Genomic DNA, 295 nt, shown 5'->3' with positions numbered 1-295 from the left:
GCTCTTCCGATCTAGTATGGCCCGGGGGATCCGGCGCGCCTAGGCCTTGACGGCCTTCACTCAATTCGCCCTATAGTGAGTCGTATTACGTCGCGCTCACTGGCCGTCGTTTTACAACGTCGTGACTGGGAAAACCCTGGCGTTACCCAACTTAATCGCCTTGCAGCACATCCCCCTTTCGCCAGCTGGCGTAATAGCGAAGAGGCCCGCACCGAAACGCCCTTCCCAACAGTTGCGCAGCCTGAATGGCGAATGGGAGCGCCCTGTAGCGGCCACTCAACCCTATCTCGGTCTA

1 pseudogene is annotated in these 295 nt (G+C 59.0%); it reads left to right on the top strand.

The window, feature by feature from the left end:
- Positions 1-84: 84 nt before the first annotated feature.
- Positions 85-295, top strand: a pseudogene (locus tag ON20_RS34890) (hypothetical protein); the annotation flags it as partial.

This window comes from Nocardia brevicatena NBRC 12119 (assembly GCF_000308495.1).
Lineage (GTDB): Bacteria > Actinomycetota > Actinomycetes > Mycobacteriales > Mycobacteriaceae > Nocardia > Nocardia brevicatena.
Note: the sequence above shows the minus strand (reverse complement) of the source record. Positions and strands in the feature narration are given on the sequence as shown.